At 62.2% G+C, this 20844-nt stretch carries 17 protein-coding genes; 6 read left to right on the top strand and 11 right to left on the bottom strand.

What is annotated here, in order from left to right:
• Positions 1-155: 155 nt before the first annotated feature.
• Positions 156-1088 (bottom strand): SGNH/GDSL hydrolase family protein, encoded by a 933-nt coding sequence (locus FHP89_RS08355; RefSeq protein ID WP_186300179.1) that lies wholly within the window; start codon positions 1086-1088, stop codon positions 156-158.
• 175 nt (positions 1089-1263) lie between these two features.
• Here FHP89_RS08355 and FHP89_RS08350 point away from each other — a divergent pair, with 175 nt between their 5' ends.
• The 4 genes from FHP89_RS08350 (at position 1264) to FHP89_RS08335 (ending at position 5639) form a co-directional block, all read left to right on the top strand.
• Positions 1264-2106, top strand: coding sequence for an AAA family ATPase (locus FHP89_RS08350; protein ID WP_144173062.1), 843 nt, complete (start codon positions 1264-1266; stop codon positions 2104-2106).
• 34 nt (positions 2107-2140) lie between these two features.
• The gene (locus FHP89_RS08345; protein WP_144173060.1) at positions 2141-2374 is read left to right on the top strand and encodes a hypothetical protein; all 234 of its coding nucleotides are present in this window, start codon (positions 2141-2143) and stop codon (positions 2372-2374) included.
• A gap of 49 nt (positions 2375-2423) precedes the next feature.
• Complete coding sequence (locus FHP89_RS21045) at positions 2424-4394, top strand: TIR domain-containing protein (RefSeq protein WP_222105341.1); 1971 nt, start codon at positions 2424-2426, stop codon at positions 4392-4394.
• Positions 4395-4457: 63 nt separating this feature from the next.
• Positions 4458-5639 carry a vWA domain-containing protein gene (locus tag FHP89_RS08335; RefSeq protein WP_144173058.1) on the top strand — a complete coding sequence of 394 codons (1182 nt, stop codon included), beginning with the start codon at positions 4458-4460 and terminating at the stop codon, positions 5637-5639.
• A 54-nt stretch (positions 5640-5693) separates the two neighbouring features.
• On the opposite strand, the gene FHP89_RS08330 is transcribed toward FHP89_RS08335, so the two are convergent.
• The 3 genes from FHP89_RS08330 to FHP89_RS08320 all read right to left on the bottom strand — a co-directional run bounded on the left by FHP89_RS08330 (position 5694) and on the right by FHP89_RS08320 (position 10179).
• Entirely contained in the window at positions 5694-7475 is a 1782-nt protein-coding gene (locus tag FHP89_RS08330; RefSeq protein ID WP_144173054.1) for a M61 family metallopeptidase, read from the bottom strand.
• An 87-nt stretch (positions 7476-7562) separates the two neighbouring features.
• Positions 7563-9455 (bottom strand): ATP-dependent zinc metalloprotease FtsH, encoded by a 1893-nt coding sequence (gene ftsH / locus FHP89_RS08325; protein ID WP_144173047.1) that lies wholly within the window; start codon positions 9453-9455, stop codon positions 7563-7565.
• A gap of 97 nt (positions 9456-9552) precedes the next feature.
• Positions 9553-10179, bottom strand: a complete 627-nt coding sequence (locus FHP89_RS08320) for an RlmE family RNA methyltransferase (protein ID WP_144173039.1) — start codon at positions 10177-10179, stop codon at positions 9553-9555.
• A gap of 41 nt (positions 10180-10220) precedes the next feature.
• Between FHP89_RS08320 and FHP89_RS08315 the strand changes: the two genes are divergently transcribed.
• Complete coding sequence (locus FHP89_RS08315; protein ID WP_144173030.1) at positions 10221-10655, top strand: YhbY family RNA-binding protein; 435 nt, start codon at positions 10221-10223, stop codon at positions 10653-10655.
• On the opposite strand, the gene FHP89_RS08310 is transcribed toward FHP89_RS08315, so the two are convergent.
• From FHP89_RS08310 to FHP89_RS08280, 7 genes are all read right to left on the bottom strand, one after another.
• The gene (locus FHP89_RS08310; RefSeq protein ID WP_144173028.1) at positions 10644-11138 is read right to left on the bottom strand and encodes a DUF4149 domain-containing protein; all 495 of its coding nucleotides are present in this window, start codon (positions 11136-11138) and stop codon (positions 10644-10646) included. The two genes, FHP89_RS08315 and FHP89_RS08310, sit on opposite strands and share 12 nt — an antisense overlap.
• An 8-nt stretch (positions 11139-11146) precedes the next feature.
• The gene (gene greA / locus FHP89_RS08305) at positions 11147-11623 is read right to left on the bottom strand and encodes a transcription elongation factor GreA (RefSeq protein WP_144173023.1); all 477 of its coding nucleotides are present in this window, start codon (positions 11621-11623) and stop codon (positions 11147-11149) included.
• Between the two features lie 4 nt (positions 11624-11627).
• On the bottom strand, positions 11628-14846 hold the full coding sequence (gene carB / locus FHP89_RS08300) for a carbamoyl-phosphate synthase large subunit (protein ID WP_144173014.1): 3219 nt from the start codon (positions 14844-14846) through the stop codon (positions 11628-11630).
• Positions 14847-14924: 78 nt separating this feature from the next.
• Positions 14925-16064 carry a glutamine-hydrolyzing carbamoyl-phosphate synthase small subunit gene (carA, locus tag FHP89_RS08295; RefSeq protein WP_144173012.1) on the bottom strand — a complete coding sequence of 380 codons (1140 nt, stop codon included), beginning with the start codon at positions 16062-16064 and terminating at the stop codon, positions 14925-14927.
• A 247-nt stretch (positions 16065-16311) separates the two neighbouring features.
• Positions 16312-18894: a response regulator gene (locus tag FHP89_RS08290; protein WP_144173010.1), complete on the bottom strand. Its 2583-nt coding sequence runs from the start codon at positions 18892-18894 to the stop codon at positions 16312-16314.
• 114 nt (positions 18895-19008) lie between these two features.
• Positions 19009-19824: a 4-hydroxy-tetrahydrodipicolinate reductase gene (gene dapB, locus FHP89_RS08285; RefSeq protein ID WP_260851522.1), complete on the bottom strand. Its 816-nt coding sequence runs from the start codon at positions 19822-19824 to the stop codon at positions 19009-19011.
• On the bottom strand, positions 19821-20270 hold the full coding sequence (locus FHP89_RS08280; protein ID WP_260851521.1) for an outer membrane protein assembly factor BamE: 450 nt from the start codon (positions 20268-20270) through the stop codon (positions 19821-19823). The genes dapB and FHP89_RS08280 overlap by 4 nt, the downstream gene beginning before the upstream one ends.
• 118 nt (positions 20271-20388) lie before the next feature.
• Here FHP89_RS08280 and fur point away from each other — a divergent pair, with 118 nt between their 5' ends.
• Complete coding sequence (fur, locus tag FHP89_RS08275) at positions 20389-20829, top strand: ferric iron uptake transcriptional regulator (protein WP_144173008.1); 441 nt, start codon at positions 20389-20391, stop codon at positions 20827-20829.
• The last annotated feature ends 15 nt before the right edge of the window (positions 20830-20844 follow it).

Raw genomic sequence — 20844 nt, 5'->3', positions numbered from 1 at the left:
GACGGACTGATTCTACGGGCAGGCTTCGGCCCGATGCAAACCATTCTCGTTTCGCTGCGGCGCACAAAAACTCACGAAAAATCAAAAACTTCCCGCATCACCCCGGCAAAACTGGAGTCGCCGCGCCCGAGATCCGCACGCGGCGACACCATTGCTCAGGCGTTTCTGCGCCCGCGCACCCAGCCCAACATGCCTAACACGCCAAACACCAGCCACGCCGTTGACGGCTCGGGCACCGATCGCACAAAGGCCAGCCCCAGCAGTCCATGGGCGGTCGTCGTTGGGTGCACGCCGTCCCAGAACAAGGTCGTCATTTGCTCCGTCGGCGAGGTCAGACACGCCAAACTGTCGATACACGCACCAGTAACATTCGTCATGCCGAAGTCCCCGGGCCGCGCCAGCACCTCAGAGAAAAAATTGAAGGTATCGAACTGAATGAAGCTGGCGTCAGGCAAGGCCAGGCCCAGGCTCATGACCTCGGCGTCAAGCAGCGCGTTGAACGCCAGGGTCGCCCCGGTCATGGTGCCGGCCAGCGCCGTGCCGAGGAACTCCGGCGTACGGCCAAGATCCGGCATGTTCGGCACAAAGAAACTGCGTGCCCCCAAGCCATACAAGCCCGAAATCACTGACCCGATATTCGCCGCCGACATGGCCGGTGTCATGGTCGGCTCAAAGAAATCATTCGGCCCGCCCCACACCATGTACAGCGCATTGGCGTCCGCCGCTGCGCCGCCGAGACTCGCCGCGAACATCCCCACCTGAGCGCCCATGCCGGTGCCGTTCAGGCCGAGGCTCCACAGATAACTGTCATTGCCGACGAGATCCACGCCCGTCTTGGCGCCGCCGTGAGCGAAGTCCTGCAAACCAATCCCCAGCGAGGCGGCCATGTACTCTGCCGCCACCGGGCCATTGCTGAACCGGCCGCCCACATACGGTGGGGGTGGAAGCGCACCGCCGGTCAACGCCGATACATTGCCGTTGTCCGAGAGGCTGTCGCCAATCACCACTAGCGACGACCACCCGGCGTTCGCCATGGTGCAAGCTGCCGACAACACCAGCGCCGCGCCAACGTGACGAATTTCGATCATAAAATGTCTCCTTGTCGTTATTTTTTGATGAGCGCACCGGCGGCCCCCGCGGTGCCAGCACATGAGCAACTTAGTCTTCGGCGAGCAAATAATCAAACACTCGTTCGATTCTGACAAGCTCTGGTGCGGCGCATATAATCAGCGCTTTGACGATCCCAAACCGGCAGGACACGCCATGCGATTCGAAGGCAGCGACAGCTATGTCGCCACAGACGACCTGAAACTGGCAGTGAACGCGGCCATCACGCTGCAGCGCCCGCTCCTCATCAAGGGCGAACCCGGCACCGGCAAGACCATGCTGGCCGAGGAAGTGGCCGCCGCGCTCGGCCTGCCCTTGCTGCAATGGCACATCAAGTCGACCACCAAGGCGCAGCACGGTCTATACGAATACGACGCCGTCTCACGCCTGCGCGATTCGCAACTGGGCGACGACAAGGTCAAGGACATCGCCAACTACATCGTCAAGGGCGTGCTGTGGCAGGCTTTTGAGCAGGACACGCCTTGCGTGGTGCTGATCGACGAGATCGACAAGGCCGACATCGAGTTCCCCAACGATCTGCTGCGTGAGCTCGATCGCATGGAATTCCATGTCTATGAAACACGGCAGACCATCGCCGCCAAGCGCCGCCCGATCGTCGTCATTACCTCCAACAACGAAAAAGAGCTGCCCGACGCCTTCTTGCGTCGCTGTTTCTTTCACTACATCCAGTTTCCCGACGCCGACACCATGCAGCGCATCGTCGACGTCCACTACCCCGGCATCAAGCCGGCGCTGCTCAAGGAAGCCATGGAGGTGTTCTTCGGCCTGCGCAGCATTCCCGGCCTCAAGAAGAAGCCCTCCACCTCCGAGCTGATTGACTGGCTCAAGCTGCTCATGGCCGAAGACCTCCCGCCCGAAGCCCTGCATAGCCGCGACGACCAATCCGTGCTGCCGCCCCTGCACGGCGCCCTGCTCAAAAACGAGCAAGACGTCCACCTCTTCGAACGCCTCGCCTACATGGCGAAGCGCAACCGCTAACCCACGCCATTTCTGTGCACTATCGAGACACCGTATGAAAGTCATTCTCTTCGCGATCGGCACCGCCGTGATGCCCATTCTCATGGTTTTCGGCTTCGGCATTTATGTGGCCGCCAGCCAACCCACGCCCCCGCCGCTGATCATCTCCGGTAGCGCCGGCATGCTGCTCGGGCTGGTCACGCTCGTCGGCTTCCTACTCTGCATCGCCGGGCTGCACCGCGCCTACATGGCGCGCCAGCGCGCCAGCATCGAAGCCGAAGAAGACTAATCGGCGCCACACCGGCAGCGCGCCACTGCTATGCTTGCAGTACGAAGGCATGAGGGCTGCGAGTGTGGATGGCATCTTCATAAGCTATCGTCGGGACGATTCGGCCGGCTACGCCGGCCGCCTCTATGACCGGCTGGCTGGCCACTTTGGCGCGGGCCGGGTGTTCATGGACGTGGAAGGCATTGAGCCTGGCACGGACTTCGTCGACGCGATCGAAAACGCCGTTGCGTCCTGCCGCGTCCTGATAGTCCTGATCGGCGATGAATGGTTGTCGACCACCGACGCCAACGGCCGACGGCGGCTCGACGACCCGCACGATTTCATCCGCCTCGAAACCCGTGCCGCGCTGGCGCGCGACATCCGTGTTGTACCGGTCCTGCTCGACCGCGCGCCCATGCCGGCCTACGAGGCGCTGCCCGAAGACCTCCGCCCCCTGGTGCGTCGGCAGGCCGTTGAGCTCAATCACAAACAATGGGACGCGACCTCCGGCGAACTCATCCGCACGCTCGAAAAGATTCTTGGCGCAAACGATGCGCCCACGCCCGCCCCGTCGGCGGACCCCGAACCCGCCGCCCCACCGCCCATCATTCCTGCCCCCCCCGCTGCCACGCCCACCTCGCCGGCCAAGCACTGGGGCCGCTGGGGCGCCCTCGCCGCCCTGATCGTCGCGGCCGTCGGCGCGTGGCTCTGGCTCAATCGCGGCACCCCGCACCCACCTGCCACGCCAGCCTCTGCGCCCCCTGCGGCCGAAGCCCCCGCTCGCAATGCCCCCGCCGCCGAAGCCCCGCCCCCCGTGGCACATCTGGTTGCCGAGCACAAAGAGGCCCGGTTCGACGCCATCGCGCTCGGAAAAACCGCGACGCTCGAACTGAAGCTCCGAAACACCGGTCAGGCGCCCGCCGCGCTGAAGAGCACCCTGACTGACAACGCGCACGGCAGCTTCCGGATCATCGTCGACACCTGTGGTGACTCACTGCGCGCCGGTGGGAGCTGCAGCTACACCGTGGCCTTCTCTCCCGCTCAAGCCGGCAACTATCTGGCGGCGCTGCATGTCAGTCAACTTGAGGGCGAACCACTGCAATGGCAACTGTCCGGCGAGGCAGAGGCGCCGCCTGCGCCCACACCGTCAGCCCCGGTGGCTGTGCCGACACCCGCGCCTGCTCCGGCGCCCCAACCGCCCCCCGCGCCCGCCGCACCGCGCATTCTCAGCCTCGACGCCCGCGCCGAATCCGATGGCGCCACCATCTGCTATCGGGTCGAGAACAGTACACAGCTACGCCTGACGCCGCGCCCGGGCGACCTCCCCAGCACCGCCCGCAACTGCATCAAGGTGCCACTGTCCGCACCCGCCACGCTGACACTCACCGCAACCGGCCCCGGCGGCAGCACGCGTCAGAAAGTCCTCGCGACCCCGACACCACCGCCGCCGGCGCCGGTCGTCTCTGCCCACCCCCAGCCCGGCGAGACCTGGATCTACCGCACCCGCGGCAAGTGGCCTACCAGCCCGGCACGCACGCTCCAATTCACCACGGACCGGGTGGACGGCAACACGGTGTACGAAAACATGAGCGTCCTGGCCCCCAAGCCCGCCCGCGCCGTGCTTCGGCGCTCACCCGGTACGCAAGCGACACTGGTCGACTGGGGCGACATCGGCTGGGAGTTCAGCCCCTGGATGGGCGCATTTGACCCGCCCACCAATTCCGGGCGCTGGCGCAGCATCAGCACACCAAAACTCGAAGGCCGCTGGGGCGACTGGAACACAGTGGCAAAAGTCGATGGCCGTGAGCGCGTACGTGTGCCGGCGGGCAGCTTCGACACCGTTCGCATCGAAGTGTGGAGCACCCGCTTGGCGACCGGCGGCTCCGCCATGCGCGATATTGAACCGACAACGGTTCACTTCGATGTGTGGTACGCGCCCGAAGCCAAACGCTATGTCAAAATGGTGCGCACAACCAAGGCCGCAAGCAACGCCGAAATTGAAGAAGACATTTTTGAACTGGTCGAAATCCGCGCACGCTGATCACTCGACGGCCGACGTCGTGGGCGGCATCATGACTCGCCAAACCGCTGGAAGCGCACCACCGTGTTGATCCCGTTTTTCCTTCATCTTCGGCAGCACAAGCTCCCGGTCTCCACCAAGGAGTTCCTGACCTTGCTCGAAGGCCTGTCGCAGCGTGTGTGCGGACACTCGATCGACGATTTTTATGTGTTCTCACGCACCTGTCTGGTCAAGGACGAGAGCCACTACGATCGCTTCGACAAAGCCTTCGGCAGCTATTTTTCGGGTGTCACTGAAATCCCCGGTCTCAATGTCGACCTGCCAGAAGACTGGCTCAAGGCGCTGGCGACCAAGCATCTGAGCGCCGCAGAAAAAGCGGCCCTCGAAAAACTCGGCTGGGACAGTTTGATGGACGAATTCCGCAAGCGCCTCGAAGAGCAAAAGGGACGCCACCAGGGCGGCAGCAAGTGGGTGGGCACCGGCGGCACCTCACCTTTCGGCAACAACGGCTACCACCCCGAAGGCATTCGCGTTGGCGGCGAATCAGCGGGCCATCGCACGGCCGTCAAGGTGTGGGAGAAGCGCGAGTTTCGCAATCTCGACGACAGCGTCGAGATCGGCACCCGCAACATCAAGGTCGCACTGCGCCGCTTGCGACGCTTTGCCCGCGAGGGTGCCGTCGAAGAGCTGGACCTCGACAAAACCATCTCCGCCACCGCCCGCAACGCCGGCTGGCTGGATCTGCACATGCGGCCGGAACGCCACAACGCAGTAAAAGTGCTGATGTTTTTCGATGTTGGCGGCTCGATGGACGACCACATCAAGGTCTGCGAAGAACTGTTCTCCGCCAGCCGGACCGAGTTCAAGCACCTGGAGTATTTCTACTTCCACAATTGCGTGTACGACTACGTGTGGCGCGACGGCCACCGCCGGCACTCGGAGCGGACGCCGACCATGGACGTGATCCACACCTACGGGCCAGATTACAAACTGATCTTTGTCGGCGACGCGACCATGAGCCCGTATGAAATCGTCCAGCCCGGCGGTGCCATTGAGTACATGAACGAGGAGCCCGGCGCGGACTGGCTGCGCCGCCTGCTCGAAACCTACCCCTCGGCGGCCTGGCTCAACCCCGAGCCCGAGCGGCTGTGGGAGTACCGCCAGTCGATCCGCATCATTCGCGATATCGTCGGCGAGGAGCGCATGTATCCGCTGACGCTCGACGGGCTCAGCCGCGCCATCAGCGCGCTATCGAAAAAACGCTGATTCCGGCTTCACACGGCTTTCAGCCTGTCGCCCCGTGGGTCGGCTGAAGACCGCCTAGCGCCCCAACCAAGCACGCCGCAATCGACGCACCGGCGTGGTCGGGCGCTCAAGCAGCGCGAGACGGGTGGAGACGTCGCCACGGTCGAGTACGGCATCAAAACACATCAATTCATCGCGGCGGAAGGCATGGATGCGCACCGCACTACCTGCGGCGCGGCGCGCCAACATCGGCACCAGTGTCTCTGCCGAAACTTTCAGATCATCGATGGCGATCAAAGTATCGCCAGCAGACAAGCCAGCCCGATGCGCGGCTGAACCTTCATGCACCACCGAAAGCACCGCTGGCCCCGACGTCGCGCCAAGGCGCGCGCCGAGCGATGGGGTGCCGGCCACATCGATCTGCACCTGCACGCCAATCTTTTTCAACCAGCGCGCCAGCGGCACATCCTCGGCTGCGCTGACCGATTTGCGCAGCCAGCGGGCGATCGTCGCGCCACCAACGGTTTTGACGATTGAAAACACCGCCTCTTCCGTCACCCCGACATCGGTTTGCCCGTGCGCTTGCCACAAGGCTCGCATCACATCATCCAGACTCTGCGCCCCTTCGCTGTGCAGCCGGATCTGCAGATCCAGCGCCAAGGCAATCAATGCGCCCTTGCTGTAATAACTGACGATCGCGTTGGCGGCGTTCTCGTCCTGACGGTAGTACTTGGTCCAGGCGTCGAAGGAGGACGCGGCCACGCTCTGCTTGAGACGCCCGGCGCCACGTTGCACCTGAGTGATCGTCTTGCCCAGCTGATTGAGGTAGTCCTCAACCGCCAGCACCCCGCTGCGCACCAGCGCCAGATCATCGTAGTAAGACGTGAAGCCTTCAAACAACCACAGCAAGGGCGTGTGGGTTTCGCGGGACAAGTCGTAGGGGATGAAAGCCGCCGGCCGGATACGCTTGACGTTCCAGCTATGAAAATACTCATGGCTGCACAGCCCGAGAAAGCGCTGGTAGCCCTCGGTCTGTTTATCCATGCCATGGAAGGGCAGATCGTCGCGACGCGTGAGCAAGGCGGTGGACGCGCGATGTTCCAGCCCGCCATAGCCATCACCCACCACCATGGTCAAAAACACATAACGCGACATGGGTGGCGGCGCGCCGAACAGATCGATCTGCCACTGGCAGACCTGTGCCAAGTCTTCGCACAGCCGCGTCAGATCGCAGTCGTGCCGACCAGTCAGCACGATCTCGTGCACCACGCCGCCGGCGTCGAAGCTCGCCAGCGTAAAATCGCCCATCTCGACCGGGTGGTCGATCAATTCGTCGTAGTTGTCGGCTTCGTACCATCCAAAACCATGTCGGTGCGCCGCCCCGTCGACACCCACCGCCTCGCGCATGGCCGTGGCAACGCGCCAGTGGCCGACGGCGTCGGCCGGTGGCGGCAAGATGTCGACCTGGCAGGGTTGATCGGTTTGCCCATCAACGGCCAGAAAGACACTCGTCCCGTTGAAGAAGCCGTGTGTTTGATCCAGGTGCGCCGTGCGTACCGACAAGTCCCACGCATAGACGGTATAGACAATCCGCAGCGCCGCGCCATCAGCCACCGGCTCAGCCTGCCAGGTGTGTTTGTCACGCTTTTCCAATCCAAGCGGTTTCCCCGCCGATTCGGCGGCGATGCTGACAATGTTTCGCGCAAAATCGCGAATCATGTAGCTACCAGGGATCCAGGCGGGCAAAGACAGACACTGCCCCGCCGGTGCCGGTGCGCTGATCTCGCAACTCACTGAAAACAGATGGCCTGCAAGATCAATGGGCTGAATGGAATAGCGAATCGGAGCAGCAGTCATGCGTCAGTCCTGATGGCAGTGCGAAAAATCGAGAATGAACGGAAAAATGGCCGGCATAGGCCGGCCATTCGTTCTACACAACTACGATCACGCCGCCGGCGCGGGCGCCGTTGGCGCAGCACCTGGTGAATCATCACCCGGTCGGGTCGGCGGCATCGAGGCCGGCTTGGGCGTACGCGGCGCGCGGCCGTCCATGATGTCGTCGAGCTGGTCGGCGTCCAGGGTTTCCCACTCAAGCAAGGCCTGCGTCATTGCCTCAACCTTGTCGGAATTGGCCTCGATCAGCTTGCGTGCAATCGCGTACTGCTGATCAAGAATGCGACGAATCTCGGCATCGACTTTCTGCATCGTCGATTCAGACACATTCTTGTGCGTGGTGACCTGACGGCCGAGGAAAATCTCGCCGTCTTCTTCGCCATACACCATCGGGCCGAGCACGTCGGACATGCCCCACTGCGTCACCATGCGGCGCGCCATGTCGGTCGCGCGCTGGAAGTCGTTCGATGCGCCTGTGGTCATCTGCTTCATGAAGATTTCTTCGGCAATACGGCCACCGAACAGCACGGCAATGGTCTGCAACAGACGTTCGCGATCCTGGCTGTAACGATCTTCTGCCGGCAACTGCATGGTCACACCAAGCGCGCGGCCACGCGGAATGATCGTGACTTTGTGCACCGGATCGGTCTTGTCGAGCAGCTTGGCTACCACGGCATGACCTGACTCGTGGTAGGCCGTATTACGGCGCTCTTCTTCAGGCATCACCACCGAGCGACGGGCTGCACCCATCATGATCTTGTCTTTGGCGTTCTCGAAGTCATCCATATCGACGAGGCGCTTACTTGCCCGCGCTGCGAACAAGGCCGCTTCGTTGACCAGGTTGGCCAGGTCGGCACCGGCAAAGCCCGGCGTGCCGCGCGCCAGCACCATCGGCTCAACGTCGGGCGCGATCGGCACCTTGCGCATGTGCACCCGCAGGATCTGCTCGCGGCCACGAATATCGGGCAGGGGTACGACCACCTGACGGTCGAAACGACCCGGACGCAGCAGCGCCGGGTCGAGCACGTCGGGACGGTTGGTTGCGGCGATGACGATCACGCCCGCCGACCCCTCAAAGCCGTCCATTTCGACCAGCAACTGGTTGAGGGTTTGTTCGCGTTCGTCGTTGCCGCCGCCCAGGCCAGCGCCACGCTGACGGCCGACCGCGTCGATCTCGTCGATGAAGATGATGCACGGCGCCTGCTTCTTGGCCTGCTCGAACATGTCGCGCACGCGGGCGGCACCGACACCGACGAACATCTCGACGAAGTCGGAACCGGAAATGCTGAAGAACGGCACCTTCGCCTCGCCGGCAATCGCCTTGGCGAGCAGCGTTTTACCCGTACCCGGCGAGCCGACCATCAGCACGCCACGCGGAATACGGCCGCCCAGCTTCTGGAATTTGGAGGGGTCACGCAGGAAGTCGACCAGTTCGGACACTTCTTCCTTGGCTTCATCGCAGCCGGCCACATCCGCGAAATTCACCGTATTGGCGCTCTCGTCGAGCATCCGCGCTTTCGATTTGCCAAAGGAGAAGGCGCCACCACGTCCGCCGCCCTGCATCTGCCGCATGAAGAAGATCCACACGCCGATCAGCAGCAGCATCGGGAACCAGGACACGAAAATGCTGGCCAGGAAGGACTGCTCTTCTTCCGGCTTGCCTGCCGTGACATTGACGCCATAGCGCATCAGGTCGGAGACCATCCACAGGTCTTGCGTACCCGGCGTATAGACGACGATGTTCCGCCCTTCCTGGGTCGTGGCGCGCACCACACGTCCATCGATCAGGACCTTGGTGATCTTGCCGGCTTTCGCTTCCTGCATGAACTGCGAATACTCCATCGTATTCTGCGAAAGCTGCTGTTTATTGAACTGGTTGAAGACCGTCATCAAAACGACGCCGATCACCATCCAGATCGCCAGATTCTTGAAAAGATTATTCAACGCGACTTCCTTGAACGCCCGGCAGGGGCACTAGTGATGCAGACCCATTCTATGGGTGAACGTTCCCGCAGGCAAAACAAACACCACTTGCCTGCCTCTAATCGGCCGATTTGACACCCAGCCCCAACAAATAGACTTCGGAACTGCGGTCCCGCGAGGCGGCGGGCTTTCGAACAACCACCGATCGAAAAGCGGCCTGCATGGCGCGCCGGAACGCATCGAAGCCACTGCCCTGAAACACCTTCACCAGGAAATTACCCCCCGGCGTCAGGTTTTGAACCGCGAAATCAAGCGCCAACTCGCACAGGCCAATCGATCGTGCCTGATCCGCCGCACCGATACCGGATACATTGGGGGCCATGTCCGATAAAACAAGATCGACCGGCCGGCCATCGAGTGTCGCCTCCAATTGGCGCAGCACCGCGAGATCCTGAAAATCGCCCTGAATGAAGGTCACACGCGGCATACCCAGCACTTCAAGCAGGTCGAGCGCGATCACCCGCCCGTTGTCACCGACCTTCTGCGCCGCCACCTGACTCCAGGACCCGGGCGCGGCGCCCAGATCGACCACGACCATGCCGGGCCGGATCAGTTTGTCTTTTTCGTCGATCTCAAGCAGCTTGTAGGCCGCACGGGCGCGATAACCGGCGGCCCGCGCCTGCTGTACATAGGTGTCGTTGAGATGCTCGCGCATCCACGCCTTGCTGGTCTTGCTACGCTTCATAGGAGTAGAATCGCGTCCTTTTCCCCAAATGGATCAACAACATGACTGACCTCACGCCCGTCCAGCGACGTGCTCTTCGCGCCCGCGCCCACCATCTGAATCCGGTGGTCAGTGTTGCGGGCAACGGGTTGAGCCCCTCGGTGCTGGCAGAAATCAATCACAACCTGGCTGCCCACGAACTGATCAAGGTCCGCGTCTATGGTGAAGACCGCGATGCCCGAGAGCAGCTCATGGCCGACATTTGCGAGCAGACCGGCGCCGCCAGCATTCAGCATATCGGCAATATTCTCGTACTCTGGCGTGAAGCGCCGGCCGAAGAAAAACCGGCGGTCGAGGTCAAGAAACGCAGCCCCCGCCCGTCTGCCGACAAACCGAAGGCACGCACAGCTTACACCCGCGACACCACCGCAAGCCGCGGCAAACCGGCGTCCCGCACGGCGCGCACCAGCGCACCGCGTCGTCAGTCACGTGGCTGAACGCGCTGACGCGTCCGCGATCGTGCCTTCGGGCACCGCGGCGCGCCAGACGGCCAAGGCACCCAGCAGGCTCTGACACAGATAGAGCACGCTGGCGATGCCATGCCACATGGCAAAGCGATCTTGTTGGGCACCGGCCATGACGCCCGCCGCACCGGCTTCGGCCTTGATGGCGGCGATCATCGGGTCAATCACGAACTGCCCGACACACACCAGCGCCACCATGCCGATGATACAAATCACCACAACGCGCGGTAACGGCGAGGCGTGACCCCGTGAAAACTGCAGAACGAGCAGGCCGGCGCCACACACCAGCCCGAGCCATGCCACGTTTTCAAACAACTTGCCGGCCAGCGACCCCGCCAACACCGGGTTGTCGAGCGCGCTGAACAGCACCGGCACCACCAGATACGCCACCGCCCACATCGCACCGACCCAAAGTGTGAGGATCAGGCGCTGCAGGCGGGCGACGGTAAATGTCATCGAATGACTCAGATGTACCGAACGTCGATGATTTCGTACTCGCGTACGCCACCGGGTGCCTGCACTTCGGCCACGTCGCCGGCGTATTTACCAATCAGGGCACGCGCGATCGGTGAGCTGATCGAAATCTTGCCCAGCTTGATGTCGGCCTCATCGTCGCCGACGATCTGGTAGGTCACAACGCTTTCGGTCTCAAGGTCTTCGAGTTCGATGGTGGCGCCAAACACGCAACGGCCGTCGGCATCGAGCACGCTCGGATCGATGATCTGCGCCATCGACAACTTGCCTTCGACTTCCTTGATTCGCCCCTCGACGAATCCCTGGCGCTCTTTGGCGGCATCGTACTCGGCATTCTCCGACAGATCGCCATGCGAACGCGCTTCGGCAATCGCCGCGATAACACTCGGGCGCTCGACAGTTTTGAGTTGATGCAGTTCTTGGCGGAGCAGTTCGGCTCCGTTCACGGTCAAAGGAATCTTGTTCATTGTCTTAGTTCAGTTCCGCGTGCAGCGCCTGCAGCGCGTACACCTCCAGTTGATTCAGGTGACGCAAGCCCATGCAGGCAGCGCGGGCGCCTTCTGCAGTGGTATAGACCGTCACTTTGGCAGCCAGCGCACTGGTACGAATCGAGCGCGAGTCAGTCACTGCCTGACGACGCTCTTCGACCGTATTGATGACCAGCGAGATTTCGTTGTTCTTGATCATGTCCACAATGTGCGGACGACCTTCGTTGACCTTGTTCACCGCGGCGACCGGAATCCCCGCCGCCTCGATGGCCGATGCCGTACCACGCGTTGCCACCAGACCAAAACCCAGGTCGTGCAATTGACGCGCCACATCCACGGCAGCGGGGCGATCGGTCGGCTTGACGCTGATGAAGGCGGTGCCGCCTTGCGGGAGCTTGACGCCGGCTGCGATCTGCGACTTGACGAAGGCTTCGGCAAAGGTGTGACCAACGCCCATCACTTCGCCGGTGGACTTCATTTCGGGGCCGAGAATGGTGTCAACACCCGGGAATTTATTGAACGGGAAAACAGCCTCTTTGACCGAGAAGTACGGCGGTACGATCTCACCGACGATGCCTTGATCGGCCAGCGAACGCCCGGCCATGCAGCGCGCCGCAATCTTGGCCAGCTGAAGTGAGCAAGCCTTGGATACGAAGGGCACGGTGCGCGATGCGCGCGGGTTCACTTCCAGCACATACACCACGGCAGCCTCGCCCTCACCCTGGATGGCGAACTGAACGTTCATCAGGCCGCACACCTTGAGCGCCTTGGCCATGGCCGCGGTCTGGCGACGCAGTTCGTCCTGCAGGTCGGCGGGAAGCGAATACGGCGGCAGCGAGCAGGCCGAGTCACCGGAGTGCACGCCAGCCTGTTCGATGTGTTCCATGATGCCGCCGATGATCACCTGATCTCCGTCGGACAAAGCATCGACGTCGACTTCGGTCGCATCATTCAGGAAACGATCGAGCAGCACGGGCGACTCGTTGGAGACCTTGACGGCCTCGCGCATGTAGCGCTCGAGGTCTTTCTGCTCGTGCACGATTTCCATCGCGCGGCCACCGAGCACATAGCTGGGCCGCACCACCAGCGGATAGCCGATTTCGGCCGCCAGACGCACCGCCGCTTCCGGCGTACGCGCCGTGCGGTTGGGCGGCTGCTTCAGGCCGAGGTCGTTGAGCAGCTTCTGGAAACGCTCCCGGTCTTCTGCGGCGTCGATCATGTCGGGGCTGGTGCCGATGATCGGCACGCCGTTGGCTTCGAGCGCGCGCGCCCGCTTGAGCGGCGTCTGGCCGCCGAACTGGACGATGACGCCCTCGGGCTGCTCGATATGCACGATTTCGAGCACGTCTTCGAGCGTGATCGGCTCAAAGTAGAGGCGATCGGAGGTGTCGTAGTCGGTGGACACGGTCTCCGGGTTGCAGTTGACCATGATGGTCTCGTAGCCGTCTTCGCGCAGCGCCAGCGCGGCATGCACGCAGCAGTAGTCGAACTCGATACCCTGGCCGATGCGGTTCGGACCGCCTCCAAGCACCATGATCTTGCGACGACTGGTCGGTGCGGCTTCGCACTCTTCCTCGTAGGTCGAGTACATGTAGGCGGTCGAGGTCGCGAACTCTGCGGCGCAGGTATCAACGCGCTTGTACACCGGGCGCACGCCGAGGGCATGACGGTGCAGGCGCACGGCGGTTTCGTCGGTGGCCAGCAGTTTGGAGAGGCGGCGATCAGAGAAGCCCTTGCGCTTGAGCGCACGGATCTGATCGGCGTCGAGACGCTTGAGCGAACGGCCGGAAAGCGACTTCTCGGTCAGCACGATGTCTTCGATCTGAGCCAGGAACCACGGGTCGATCTTGGTGAGCTTGAACACCTCGTCCAGCGTCATCCCTTCGCGGAAGCCCTGACCCACGTACCAGATGCGCTCTGCGCCCGGATAGGCCAGTTCGCGCTCGAGCTCGTCCTGGTCGGCTTCGATCTCATCGAGACCATAGACGCCAACTTCCAGACCACGCAGGGCCTTCTGGAACGATTCCTGGAAGCTGCGACCGATTGCCATCACCTCGCCCACCGACTTCATCTGGGTGGTCAGGCGACCATTGGCGGTCGGGAATTTTTCAAATGCAAAACGCGGGATCTTGGTGACCACGTAGTCGATCGACGGCTCGAAAGACGCCGGGGTGGCGCCGCCGGTGATGTCGTTCTTCAGCTCGTCGAGCGTAAAACCAACGGCCAGCTTGGCCGCGACCTTGGCGATCGGGAAGCCGGTGGCCTTGGACGCCAGCGCCGAGGAGCGCGACACGCGCGGGTTCATTTCGATGACGATCATGCGGCCATCGTCGGGGTTGATGGCGAACTGTACGTTCGAGCCACCGGTATCAACGCCGATCTCGCGCAGCACGGCAACGGAGGCGTTCCGCAGGATCTGGTATTCCTTGTCGGTCAGCGTCTGCGCCGGCGCCACGGTGATGGAGTCACCGGTGTGCACGCCCATCGGATCAAGGTTTTCGATCGAGCACACGATGATGCAGTTGTCCGCATGGTCGCGAACCACCTCCATCTCGAACTCTTTCCAGCCGATCAGCGACTCTTCGATCAGCAGCTCATTGGTCGGGCTGGCCTCGAGGCCGCCTTTGCAGATATCGATGAATTCTTCGTTGTTGTAGGCAATACCGCCGCCGCTGCCCCCCATGGTGAAGGACGGCCGGATGATGACCGGGAAACCGATGCCAGCCTGGACCTGGTAAGCCTCTTCAATCGAGTGGGCGATACCCGAGCGCGCCGAGCCGAGACCGATCTTGGTCATCGCCTGCTTGAACTTCTCGCGATCTTCGGCCTTGTCGATGGCCTCGCGCTTGGCGCCGATCAGCTCAACATTGTACTTTTCGAGCACGCCGTGCTTGGCCAGATCGAGCGCGCAATTCAGCGCGGTCTGCCCGCCCATGGTCGGCAGGATCGCGTCGGGGCGCTCTTTTTCGATGATGCGCTCGACCACCTGCCAGGTGATCGGCTCGATATAGGTGACGTCGGCCGTTTCCGGGTCGGTCATGATCGTGGCGGGGTTGGAATTCACCAGCACCACGCGATAGCCTTCCTCGCGCAAGGCCTTGCAGGCTTGCGCGCCGGAATAGTCGAATTCGCAGGCCTGGCCGATGATGATCGGACCCGCGCCAATGATCAGGATGGTGTTTAAGTCGGTACGCTTGGGCATGTGCTTGCCTCGATAACTCGGTAAATGTGATGTGTCGAAAAGAAGGCGATCCCGCTTGTGCCGGGATCGATCACATCACTAACGCGCATCCATCAGTTTGATGAAGCGGTCGAACAGGTAGGCGACGTCGTGCGGGCCGGGGCTCGCCTCGGGGTGTCCCTGGAAGCTGAAGGCTGGTGCATCGGTGCGCGCAATGCCCTGCAAACTGCCGTCAAACAAGGACACATGCGTGGCGCGCAGATTAGCCGGCAGGCTGTCGGCATCAACCGCAAAGCCGTGGTTCTGGCTGGTGATCATCACCTGACCGGAATCCAGGTCTTTCACCGGGTGGTTGGCACCGTGGTGGCCGAACTTCATCTTTGCTGTGCGCCCGCCGGAGGCCAGCGCCAGCAGCTGATGCCCGAGGCAGATGCCAAAAGTCGGCACGCCTTTGTCGACGATGGTCTTGATCGCGCTGATGGCGTAGTCACACGGCTCCGGATCGCCCGGTCCGTTCGACAGGAACACGCCATCCGGATTCATGGCCAGCACCTCGTCGGCAGGCGTTTGTGCCGGCACAACGGTCAGGCGGCAGCCGCGCGACGCGAGCATGCGAAGGATGTTGCGCTTGACGCCGAAATCGTAGGCCACCACGTGGTGCTTCGGTGCGTCGAGCGCGCCGTAGCCGTCCGCGAGATCCCACTCGGTCTCAGCCCACTGCTGAGTCGCCTCGGCCGTGACTTCCTTCGCCAGATCCATACCAGCGAGGCCCGGAAAGGCGCGGGCAGCGGCCAGCGCCGCCTGGGTGTCGATCACACCATCTTCGCCCGCGGTCACGATGCACCCGGCCTGGGCGCCCTTCTCGCGCAACACACGAGTCAGACGACGCGTGTCGATATCGGCAATGGCCACCACGCCTTCGTCACGAAGGTAGGCGTCCAGTGTTTTGGACATACGCCAGTTGGAGGCGCGCAAAGGCAGGTCACGAATCACCAGACCGGCAGCGTGGATCCGGCCGGATTCCACGTCCTCGGCGTTCACACCGGTGTTACCGATGTGCGGGTAAGTCAGCGTGACGATCTGCCGTGAATAGCTCGGATCGGTGAGGATCTCCTGATAGCCCGACATGGCGGTATTGAAAACAACCTCGCCCACGGTCTGGCCAACTGCACCGATGCCTTTGCCGCTAAAAACCGTCCCGTCAGCGAGGACGAGGATGGCGCGCGGAAATTGAGTCACGACGAAACTCCTGGTTCAACCGTTGATAGGATTTCAGCGCAACCGCGCGCTGCTCCACACGTGAAAAACGGGACAAGCCTAGCCGGCCCATCCCGCTCAGCAATCAACAAGAAAATTCGCCGAATTCTAGCTAAATTCGGCCTCGCCGGCAACGTCGGTAAAAACGCACGGACTCAAAAATGGCCTCGCCGCTCTGTCAAATCGGTGCCGACGCTACGTCTGGCTCGACACTTGCCCAGATGGTGCCTCAGCGCGCTGGCCGCGCCAGCACTGAACGGCGCAGGGCATTGCCCAGCTGATTCAGGGCATCCAGCAATCCGGGCAGCGCTTCGCGGGCGCGCTCGATACTGCCTTCCCGTGCCGCGTGCTCGACCGCCTCTGCCGCTTCGAGCGACGGTGTCGCGCCAAAAACGCCAACCGACCCCTTGACGGTGTGTGCAATGGCGGCGAGCGCTGTCAGGTCTCCCGCGCCGGCCGAGGCCTTGAGCTTTTGAAGGCTGCTCGGAAAATCCGCAAAAAAGATATCGACCAATTGCTTCAAGGCATCTTCATCGCCGTCGAGCAATTGCCGGGTCTGATCCAGGTCCATCACACTGACGCCACTGCTGCGCGTGGACATTTCCAGCAAGGACAAATCGGGGTCGATCGTTTCCAGATCGGCCTCTCCAGACACCCGGGCAATGGCCGCGAACAGATCGGCCGGCTTGATCGGTTTGGTCACGTAGTCGTCCATGCCGGCCTCCAGGCAGCGCTGGCGATCGCCCGCCATGGCATGTGCCGTCATGGCAATGATCGGCAGCGACTTCCATTGACCCGCCATCGCCCAGCTTCGCCGCGCCTCGCGCGCGCGGATCGCCTGTGTCGCTTCGATCCCCCCCATCACCGGCATCTGCACGTCCATCAGGATCAGATCGAACTCGCACGCCTCCAGCGCCTCAATGGCCTCCTGGCCGTTGCCGGCCACGGTCACACGGTGCCCGGCCTTTTCCAGCATCTTGGTCGCCACCGCCTGATTGATCGGGTTGTCTTCGACCAGCAAGATCGTGCAACTATCGTCCCGGCCGTGGCTCAACTGGGTGAGCGTCAGCTCCGGGTCGAACTCGAACAGCTCTTCGCCCACGGTGCTCTGACCACTCAACGCCGCGGAGAGCACCTCGCACACCTCGTCGGCGGAAAACGGCTTGATCAGGCGCGACGACAAGCCCAGATCCTTGCAGCGCGCCAGATCCTTCCGCTGGGTATGTGTGGTGAGCATCATCACGATCCGGTCGAGCCAGACCGTCTCGCCCTTGAGTCGCTCAGCCAGCGCGAAGCCCCCCGGCGACGCCATGCCGGAATCGGCCATCACAAAATCAAAGGGCACGCCGCTATCGCTCGCCACCTGCAGCGCTTTTGCCATGCCGTCGCCCGTCTGGACGAGCTCGCAACGCACGCCCCATCGGCCAAGCATCGTTGAGAGCATCTGGCCGAGCACCAAATTGCGGTCGGCGATCAGGGCGCGCCGGCCCCGCATCAGGCTGGCATCGGGCTGCGTGGCGGCGGCCACTTCGGGCAAACACATCGTAAAGCGAAACTCGCTGCCAGCGCCCTCCTCGCTTTGCGCGCTCAACACGCCCCCCATCAAGCTCACCAGGCGCTGGCAAATCGCCAGCCCGAGGCCGGTGCCGCCGAATTTACGCGTGGTTGAGGTATCCGCTTGGGAGAAGGCCTCAAAGATCGACGCCAGCTTGGTTTGCGGGATCCCGATACCGGAGTCCTTGACCGTCACGGCAAGCGTCGTGCCTGCCCCGCCACGCTCGACCCGCGTCACGCGGATCATGACCTGTCCGCGCGGCGTGAACTTGAGCGCATTGCCAACCAGATTGAGAAGGATCTGCCGGATCCGCCCAGGATCACCCTTCAGCACCGAGGGCACTTCCGGGGCGATTTCATAGGCCAGCTCCAGGCCTTGCTGATGCGCCCTCAGTGCCAGGGTTTTGGCCGTATCGGAGACCACGGAGCGCATCGAAAAATCGATGGCCTCCAGGCCCATCTTGCCGGCCTCGATTTTCGAGAAATCAAGAATATCGTTCAGGATCGTCAGCAGCGCGTCGCCAGAGGCCTTGACGTTGTTGAGGTACTCGCGCTGCTCGCTGTCGAGCGGCGTATCGAGCGCCAACTCGGTCATGCCGATAATGCCGTTCATCGGCGTGCGAATTTCATGGCTCATGTTGGCCAGAAATTCGCTTTTGGCGCGATTGGCGTCTTCGGCGGCGTCACGCGCTTCGCGGAGCGCCTGCGCGTCGATGTGCTCCTGCGTCACGTCTCGGTAGGTGCCAAGCATGCGCGACCAGCGCCCGTCCGCACCTTTCTCGAAGGCGCGACCACGCCCCTGCACCCATCGCCAGTCATCCTTGCTGTCGCGGGCGCGGAAGGTGATCTCGAACGAATGTTTTTCGCCCCGCAGGTGCGCCAGTAGCGCCTCGCGGAAGCTCGCCACATCGTCGGCGTTCATTCGCGAAAAGAAGGCGGGGAAATCGCTAACGCTCTCATCCTCGTCAAGTCCGAGCATCCGCTGCCAGCTCGTATCCACCTGAACGGCGTCCGTACGAAGATCCCACTCCCACAGGCCCATGTCGGTATTGCGCAAGGCCAGGCCCAGCCGCTCCTGCGCCCCCGCCAAACGGTCGGCGGTCAGCGCACAGTTTTTTTCGCAGGCCGTCATGAACGCTGACAACAATGCGACCTGTTCGGCCGAGAAGCCCTGACGCGTCAAGCACGCATCGACCGTTTCGCCCGACTGCAGCGAAAGATGTTCTTCAAGAAGCGCCTGAAAAGCTGGAGAGGCCACGCGGATAGATTTCCCGGATCACAATGGCGGCCCAAGCAGAAAAGCGGGCCATCACAAGCGCTATCGGCCTGACGCATCGCTACTTGAGTGCGATGCATCAGGTCGCCACCCTCATCAACGCAGGCCGAGAACGTCCTGCATGTCGAACAATCCCTTCTCTCGCCCGGCCAGGAAACGCGCGCCGCGCAAGGCGCCCAGCGCGTAAGGCATGCGACTGCCCGATTTGTGCGTGATCTCGATGCGCTCGCCGATGCCCGCGAACAGCACCGTGTGATCACCCACCACATCACCACCGCGGATCGTCGAAAAGCCGATGGTCTCGTCTTTGCGCTTGCCGGTCACGCCTTCACGACCGTAGATCGCGCATTGCTCAAGATCCCGACCCAGCTCAGCGGCCACAATTTCGCCCATGCGCAGCGCGGTGCCGGAAGGCGCATCGACCTTCAAGCGGTGATGCGCCTCGATGACTTCGATGTCGTAGCCCTGATCGAGAATGCGCGCAGCCACTTCAAGCAACTTGAAAACGGCATTTACGCCGACCGCCATGTTCGGCGCGAACACGACGGGAATACGCTCGGCGGCACGCTGGATCTGGCCTTTTTGCTCGGCATTGAAACCGGTGGTGCCGATCACCATGGCTTTACCCAGCTGGCGCGCCACCTCAAGATGCCCGAGCGAGCCTTCCGGCAGGGTGAAGTCGATGACACAATCGGCCGCCGCAATGGCTGCGGCCACGTCGTCAGTCATGATCACGCCGCAAGGCTGGGCCACCAGCTCACCGGCATCACGGCCGATGAACGGGCTGCCGACGCGGTCGAATACCGACGCCAGCACCAGATCGTCTGACTGCTGCACGGCCTCGATCAGCATCCGGCCCATGCGGCCGCTGCCCCCGGCAACGGCAATTTTGATTGGCTGAGGTGCGCTCACTTCTTCGCTTCCTGTGCGTCGGTCGAGGCCTCTGCCGCGGCTGTCGCCTCCGGGCCACTCAAGGACAGCGTGCGAATCCGGTTCTCGGTCGATTCAGGTTGCCCAGCGGCATCGCCGGCCACCACATCGCCTTCGACGCGCACCAGTTGATCGCCCTCGAAGAACACCGTCAGCACGCGCTGATCCGCTTCACCTTTGCCGGGCGCAAAGCGATAAACATAGTCCCAGCGGTCAGCATGGAAGGCATCCGACAGCAAGGGCGTACCGAGCGCGAAGCGCACTTGATCGCGGGTCATGCCTTTTTTCAGATGCGACACCATGTCCTGAGTCACATAGTTTCCTTGGCGCACGTCGATGCGATAGGGGCTGAGATACTCAGTCACGCTGCAGCCGGCGATCAGCAGTGCCGCCGCCATTGCGGTCATCAATTTGGTTTTGGAGTGCATGGTCTGCTCAAGGAACGGCGTGGAATAACGCCCGAATTCTCAGGAAAAGACAAAAAATATATCATACTGTCTCGCCCAACTTTTCGTGTTCCCCAACATCTGGCGGGCCGACACCGACATGCCATCAAATTCGCAGAGCCTCAAGAGCATGGGTCTGAAAGCCACTTTACCGCGGCTGAAGATCCTCGAACTGTTCCAGCACACCGATCAGCGCCACCTGACCGCAGAGGATGTCTATCGTCTGTTGATGAATGACGACATGGACATTGGCCTGGCCACGGTCTATCGGGTACTCACCCAATTCGAGCAGGCCGGGCTGCTCGAACGCCATCACTTCGAGTCCGGCAAAGCCGTGTTCGAACTGAACGAAGGCGCGCACCACGACCATCTGGTGTGCGTCGAATGCGGCGCGGTGGAAGAATTTTTTGACCCCGAGATCGAAAAACGCCAGGTCGCCGTCGCCAAAGAACGCGGCTTTGCGGTGAAAGAGCATGCGCTGTATCTCTACGTCGAATGCCTGCGCAAGAACTGCCCCAACCGAAACAACAACGAAAAATAATCAAAGCAGGCGTAC

The organism is Denitromonas ohlonensis, assembly GCF_007625205.1.
GTDB classification, from domain to species: domain Bacteria; phylum Pseudomonadota; class Gammaproteobacteria; order Burkholderiales; family Rhodocyclaceae; genus Nitrogeniibacter; species Nitrogeniibacter ohlonensis.
Note: the sequence above shows the minus strand (reverse complement) of the source record. Positions and strands in the feature narration are given on the sequence as shown.

Coding starts and splice junctions, on each gene's coding strand:
- FHP89_RS08355 (WP_186300179.1), bottom strand. CDS start 1,088: ATGATCGAAATTCGTCACGTTGGCGCGGCGCTGGTGTTGTCGGCAGCT.
- FHP89_RS08350 (WP_144173062.1), top strand. CDS start 1,264: ATGCGATTCGAAGGCAGCGACAGCTATGTCGCCACAGACGACCTGAAA.
- FHP89_RS08345 (WP_144173060.1), top strand. CDS start 2,141: ATGAAAGTCATTCTCTTCGCGATCGGCACCGCCGTGATGCCCATTCTC.
- FHP89_RS21045 (WP_222105341.1), top strand. CDS start 2,424: ATGAGGGCTGCGAGTGTGGATGGCATCTTCATAAGCTATCGTCGGGAC.
- FHP89_RS08330 (WP_144173054.1), bottom strand. CDS start 7,475: ATGACTGCTGCTCCGATTCGCTATTCCATTCAGCCCATTGATCTTGCA.
- FHP89_RS08320 (WP_144173039.1), bottom strand. CDS start 10,179: ATGAAGCGTAGCAAGACCAGCAAGGCGTGGATGCGCGAGCATCTCAAC.
- FHP89_RS08315 (WP_144173030.1), top strand. CDS start 10,221: ATGACTGACCTCACGCCCGTCCAGCGACGTGCTCTTCGCGCCCGCGCC.
- FHP89_RS08310 (WP_144173028.1), bottom strand. CDS start 11,138: ATGACATTTACCGTCGCCCGCCTGCAGCGCCTGATCCTCACACTTTGG.
- greA (WP_144173023.1), bottom strand. CDS start 11,623: ATGAACAAGATTCCTTTGACCGTGAACGGAGCCGAACTGCTCCGCCAA.
- carB (WP_144173014.1), bottom strand. CDS start 14,846: ATGCCCAAGCGTACCGACTTAAACACCATCCTGATCATTGGCGCGGGT.
- FHP89_RS08280 (WP_260851521.1), bottom strand. CDS start 20,270: ATGCACTCCAAAACCAAATTGATGACCGCAATGGCGGCGGCACTGCTG.
- fur (WP_144173008.1), top strand. CDS start 20,389: ATGCCATCAAATTCGCAGAGCCTCAAGAGCATGGGTCTGAAAGCCACT.